A 5,959-nucleotide genomic window follows, 5' to 3' on the forward strand; every position below is an offset into this window, starting at 1 on the left:
GGGTCACCCGGTCCGATACGAACTCGGTGTGCATGCACGCGCGTTCATCATGGATGAGCACCCCCAACGAGTCGTCTTGGGCTGTTGCCTGTTCGGTTCGCCGGGCGGCCGTGGTCACTTGGGGTCGCCGACGGACACGTTCTCTCCATTGCTGGGCCGACCGGGATCGGGGTCGGACCCGTGTGCGGGGTCAGCGGTCGTTCCGTAGCGCCGGAGCGCGGGGAAGCAGAGCGCGATGAGTGCGATGGCGGCGATGGACGAAAGCCCGCCGGTGAGGAGGCTGACCGACGGGGTGGTGGCCGAGGCGACCATCCCGCCCCGGAAGTTGCCCAGGTGCGGGCCGCCGGAGCCGACGACGAAGTCGACGGAGGTGGTGCGGCCTCGGAACTCGTCGGGAATGCACATCTGCACGATGGATCCGCGCAGTACGACGGCTGTGGAGTCGGCTGCTCCCGCAACGATGAGCAGAGTGAGCGCGAGCCACAGGTGCCCGGTCAGTCCGAGGCAGGCAAGGGCTGTACCCCATACCGCGCCGGCGCCCAGAAGCCAGGTTCCTTTGCGTGTGGCGCCGCCGACGGGGCCGGAAAGGGTCATGGCGAGGACTCCGCCGACGGCTGGGGCTGCGTTGAGCAGGCCGAGGGTGGTGGGTGATCCTCCGAAGTGGGAGTCGTTGAGGGCCGGGAGGATCGCAAAGGGCATCGCCAGGACCGTGGCGCTGAGGTCGGAGAGCATCGCGCCTGCCACGATCTTGTTGTGGCCGACGTAGCGAAGCCCTTCCCAGATCGATCTGATGCCCGGTGGAGAGGACGGTTTCTCCACACGCATGGGCGGGAGCCGGAACACGCCGTACAGCGCGGCGAAGAAGGTCAGCGCATCGATGACGTAGCAGATCTTCACGCCGCCGGCCGCGGCCAGGACGCCGCCCAGGCTCGGGCCCAGGAGGACGCTCGCGTGAAAAGCCAGCATCTGCAGGGTGAGGCCGGCGGGCAGCAGGTCCTTCGGCAACAGCCGGGGCACGAACGTACGGCGGGCCGGTCCATCGACCGCGAACAGCAGCGATTGCACGGTGGTGAGAACGTACAGCGGCCACACGTTCTCGTTGCCCGCGAGAGCCTGTGCGGCGAAAAGCAAGGAGACCACGGCCATGCTGCTGCCGGTCACCAGGACCAGTTTCCGGCGGTCCACGGCGTCGGCCAGGGAACCGCCGATCAGGCCCATGACGAGAGTCGGCACCAGGGTCGCCAGCCCCACCGCACCCACTGCCGCGGACGAGCCGGTGATCTGGTACACCTGCAGCACGACGGCGAACGTTGTCATCCTGCTGCCCAGTGACGACAGCGCACCGCCCACCCAGAGCCGCCTGAAGGACGCTTCGGCCTTCAGCGGTGTGACATCGAGGATCAGGTTTCGCATCGCCGCCTCACCGCGCCCTTCGTTGCGAACCGGTGGAGCTGTTGGGCGGCGGGCGCTCGGTGCCGCCGCTGAAGACGGCGTATCTGAACTCCGACGTGACTCTGCCCCGGCTGCTCTCGAGCCACAGCTGGTCTGGAGCGGGGATCATCTCGGACACGATGAGGGAACGGTTCCCTGCCGCCTTCGCCAGGTGGGAGACCTGGCGGACCAGCAGCGGGCTGTCGAGGTCGCAGTAGATCGGCTTCACTTCCTGGGGGAACTTCACGAACATGTGCCGGGGAAGCTGATGCCTGCTCCGCAGGTCCTGAACGCCCTGGAAGCCCGCGAACCAGGTGCGGCCGTGGAACGCGGTGGCCGGCAGAGCCCACATCGCGCGCTGCAGAACCACTCGCCCGTATACCAGGCGCGGTAGGTAGAGGCGATCCCCGAGAGGTACGGGCAAGCCGTCGACCCGCTGGGGGAAGGAGAACACGGCGAACGGATTGCGGGCGCGTACCCCTTGCCAGTACAGGGGCGGTGAGGTGAACCGCAGACCGCGATCACTACCGGGCAGATGCAGCCGCAATCCCCGTGGTGCGTCGCTGATCATCAGTTCGTGCAACCGTGTCCGCGCGTGCGCCGACACCGGTGAGCGGTCGGCGGCCTCAACGTCGAGGCAGGGAAGGCCGGTGCGCGCATAGTGCTTGCTCCGGTGCCGGTGGGTGACGTCGGCGAGGTCTTCGCCCGGCTCCAGGATGGCCCTGTAGGCTGCGGCGACCTGTTCACCGAGTGCCTGGCCGGGCGATGCCTTTTCCATCCACGGAGCGAACAGGCTGTGCGACAGACCCTCCTCGGCGGCGTGCAGATCCCCTATCACCGCCAGGAAGTCCCCACGGGCCACCGCTTCCGCGTCGTCCGCGGCGAGCATCAGGTCGGGATTGCACACGGCAGGTGAGGGCTCGTCCGTAAGGGCAAGTGCTGCGGAGATCGCCTCGGCGGAAAGGCGATGGATACGTCCGGTCTGCTCTCCAGGTGCGAGGAGAGCTGTCAACGCGGTGGACCTGGCGGAAACCACGGCCTCGACTTCGTCGAATCCAGCGGACAGCGCCGCGTCGTGCTGCAGGCAGGCGGTGACGAAATCATGCACCGTGACCGTCGCGCCCGCTCCGAAGACATGCTGAAACCAGCGGTGCATCACCCGGCGCGTCTCATGCAGCCGGACACGGGGCAGGACCAGGAAGAGGTCATAGACGAAGGCGAGTTCACGTTCCATCAGGCCGGGCAGAGGCTCGCCGATCAGCATGGAGCCGTACTCGCTGCCGCAGTCCTCGTTGTAGACGGTGCGATCGCCGTACGTGACCCCTGCGGCCCGACGCGGTGCCTCCCCCGTCGCCGCGGTGAACGCCGTCTCGACCGCGGCGATCGCGGTGGCTCGGCGGTGCTCGTCGGCTGCCGAAGCCAGATCCTCCAGCGCGGCATCCAACGCGTTGAGATGCTGCTCCGCTTTGTGGTCGGCGGACTCGGCCGCGCGACTTCGCAGCAGTGGCAGCGCGTCGTGAATGCCGTAGGGGAATTCAGGGCCGGTCACCACCGCGCCAAGAGCCTCCAGCGAACGCAGTGCCGTCACGGCTTGAGCCTCGGACAGGGGCGCATGGTGTGCGGCCGCGTCCCGTTCGAGAATCTCGGCCACTGACCGGCTGCCGTTGCACCAGCGCAGTATCCGCGTCTCGGTTGCGGTGAGGCGGCGCTCAGTCACATCCGTCACGGCGTCGGGCAGGCACTCGTGGCGTTGGGCGAAGTTGTACCTGACGATGCTCACATCGTTGCCGGCGAGGTGGCAGCCGGGGGTGATGCGGGGCCGCCACCAAGAGTGCGGGACCGCTGTGTCTGCGAGGAAGGACTCCTGCAGCCGCTCCGCTGCCCAGTGAGAAAGCCGGACCTGTCTGAGCGGCAGACCAGGCCTGCAGTCAACTCCTTGACGGCTGCGGGACAGAAGAGCTGGAGTGATGGGTCCGACGTGACTGGTCGTCTCGTTCTTCGCGCAGTACCGCTGGAACATGCGGGTCAAGGTGTCGATCCGTTGCCGGTCCGCGCTGCGCCAGCCGTCTGTTGTGGCAGCCCGCCGTTCCAGCCATTCCGACAACAGGCGCCAGAGCGAGGGATTCGCGAACTGTACGGCGTCGCGCAGCGCGGACTCCTCCTGGAACCACCTTATGACGGCTGTGGAAGTCTCCGCTGTTTCCGCTTCATAGGCGACCTGTGCGGCGCCGACGTCGCCTTCCCGTAGTGCGGACACTGCCGCACCGGATTGCAGGCTGTCGAGCCAGGACGAGGGGAGGCCGGCGCTGCGTACAACCACGTGCGGGAGAGCCCGCCAGGGCGATGAGACCCTGGTCACCTGCCGCTCCGCGCGGCGACCGCGCGCCGGGACGGTGTTCGTAAGAAGAGTAGAACGCGACACCCCGCTACAAGCAGGTCGGACACTGAACACCGCCATCGTCACGTGTGAACGAGCTGCGTAAGAAGGTCACTTGAGCCTGCCTTTGGGGTGACTGCCCTGTCAAGAACACCCTGGTGGCGTGGGGGGCCGCACAGTGATTTTTGGTCAACTGTCGAGGCGGCTCAGTGGCGTTGGCCGGCGCCACGACCGCCAACGTGGCCGTCCATGTCTGCCCCGCCCCCTCCGGTCAGGCGCGGCCGGCCTGCGAGGCAGGGGAAGCGTCCACTCGACCCAAGCCTGGCGTTCAACCTGCGGCGGCCTGGTGGTCTTTGGTCGAGTCGGCGCGTTTGACCGTCTTGCCGACGCCGTGGTGGGCGGCCCGGTGCGGCGACCACGCGCTGGAGGTCGAGCCGATGCGCGAGTCCGGCGGCCAGGAGCGAAGCGACGGGCTGTTCACGGTCAAGGACTCGCTGTTTCCCATGGCCGAGGACATCGGGTTGTCCTACGCAATGGTGGACGCCGCCCGGTGGGCCGCGTCGAAGTGGCCGAAGGACCACCGGATCTCGGCGGTGTCCTTCACCGTCCACAAGATCCTGACGCATCGCCGACAACGAGGAACGGTTCACCACGATCATCAGCCCGCCCGAGGGCAAGGCCCGGTGGACGCAGGACTAGTAGGACTCCGTTAGGTTGTTCTGGTTCTTGGGTTTGGGCTGGTGGGTGGTTGGCCCTTCAGCGCGGTGTGTCAGCGGTGGTGATTGTAGGTGTGCAGCCACTGGGAAGGCGTCTCGTCGCTCCTGCTCGGAGCGGTAGGGGCGGGCGTAGGCCCATTCGTCGAGCAGGGTGCGGTTGAAGCGTTCGACCTTGCCGTTGGTCTGCGGCCGGTAGGGCCGGGTGCGCTTGTGGGCGATCCCGGCCCTGGCCGGCAGGTCGCGCCAGTCGCGTGAGCGGTAGCAGGAGCCGTCGTCGGTCAGGACGCGCTCGACGGTGATCCCTGCCTGGGCGAAGAACGCCTGGGCGCGGGTCCGGAAGCCGGTGGCGGTCTGCTTCTGCTCGTCCGTGTGGATCTCGCTGTAGGCGAGGCGGGAGTGGTCGTCGACCACGGTGTGCGGGTAGCTGTAGCCGGCGCCGGACCGCTTCTTGCGGCCGGCCTGGCGGCCCAGGACCTTGTGTCCGCCGCCGTCGGGGATGTTGCCGAGTTTCTTGATGTCGACGTGGACGAGTTCGTCGGGCCGCTCGCGTTCGTAGCGGCGTATGACACGGCCCGTTGCCCGGTCCAGATGTGTCAGGCGGGCCAGGCCGAAGGGTCAGCACGCGGTGCACGGTCGAGGGCACCAGCCGCAGCAGGCCGGCGATGCGGGCCGGTCCCCAGCGGCGCAGGAGCCGGACCTTGATGATCCGGCGCTCGGTACGGGTCGGGGTCCGGCGCGGGCTGGCGTGCGGGCGGGAGGAGTGGTCGCACCTGCCGGCCTCGCCGAGTCGCCGGTAGCGGTCGGCCCAGCGCTGGGCCGTGGTCGGCGAGACCTGGAAGCGCTCGGCGGCACGGCGCAGGGGCCAGCCGTCCTCGACCACGCAGCGGGCCGGACGCAGACGGCCGGTCTCGGTCAGGGGTGCATTTCGGTGGGGCACGAGAGCCTTTCTTGGTGCAGACGTCGCAATCCACACCGAACCGGAAGGCCCTCACCCATTTCAAGATCCCTCAACCGAGACCTGGCTCACCCCTCCACAATCTCCCGGGACAGAACAACCAGGCTGATGGCAGCTGGTTTGCCGTGACCCCGCAGCTGGTCAGGCCGCTCGCCGTCCCGGACAGACAGCCGCCGTACCCACAGGTGGTCGACGACCGGGCGGCCGTCGACCGGCACGTCCGCCACCGTCCGGCGGTGATACCCGTGCGCCTTCGCCGTCGGAGTCCCGCACACCGGACACGGCACCGCCACATCCCGAGTGCGAGCCGTGACCACCACCGCGTCACCGCCGTCCACCACGTCCAGCACCGCCAACCCGGAAAACACCGTCCCTACAAGGGCGTTGACATCCATCACACATCATGATCAACGGCTGCCACTCGGCGTCACCACCGACTACGGGCAGGAGCCGAAGACCGTACAGACCCGGCGGACGCAC

General features: G+C 68.1%; 3 protein-coding genes and 2 pseudogenes. 1 reads left to right on the plus strand and 4 read right to left on the minus strand.

The window, feature by feature from the left end; genetic code table 11:
* Nucleotides 1-114 precede the first annotated feature (114 nt).
* Together ACW4TU_RS00365 and ACW4TU_RS00370 are read right to left on the minus strand one after the other, a co-directional pair.
* Entirely contained in the window at nucleotides 115-1,413 is a 1,299-nt protein-coding gene (locus ACW4TU_RS00365) for an MFS transporter (RefSeq protein WP_457423396.1), read from the minus strand.
* 7 nt (nucleotides 1,414-1,420) lie between these two features.
* A complete protein-coding gene (locus ACW4TU_RS00370) occupies nucleotides 1,421-3,751 on the minus strand; it encodes a lantibiotic dehydratase (RefSeq protein WP_457423398.1) in 2,331 nt (776 codons plus the stop codon).
* Between the two features lie 428 nt (nucleotides 3,752-4,179).
* Here ACW4TU_RS00370 and ACW4TU_RS00375 point away from each other — a divergent pair, with 428 nt between their 5' ends.
* Nucleotides 4,180-4,521 (plus strand): hypothetical protein, encoded by a 342-nt coding sequence (locus ACW4TU_RS00375; RefSeq protein WP_457423400.1) that lies wholly within the window; start codon nucleotides 4,180-4,182, stop codon nucleotides 4,519-4,521.
* Nucleotides 4,522-4,577: 56 nt separating this feature from the next.
* Here ACW4TU_RS00375 and ACW4TU_RS00380 read toward each other — a convergent pair.
* Nucleotides 4,578-5,461: pseudogene (locus ACW4TU_RS00380) on the minus strand (IS481 family transposase).
* A 185-nt stretch (nucleotides 5,462-5,646) separates the two neighbouring features.
* Nucleotides 5,647-5,874, minus strand: a pseudogene (locus ACW4TU_RS00385) (transposase family protein); the annotation flags it as partial.
* Between the last annotated feature and the right edge of the window lie 85 nt (nucleotides 5,875-5,959).

It is taken from the genome of Streptomyces kryoterrae, from assembly GCF_054072135.1.

Bases quoted from the DNA above. Each gene is read 5' to 3' on its own strand.
- ACW4TU_RS00365 (WP_457423396.1), bottom strand. From the start codon at position 1,413: ATGCGAAACCTGATCCTCGATGTCACACCGCTGAAGGCCGAAGCGTCC.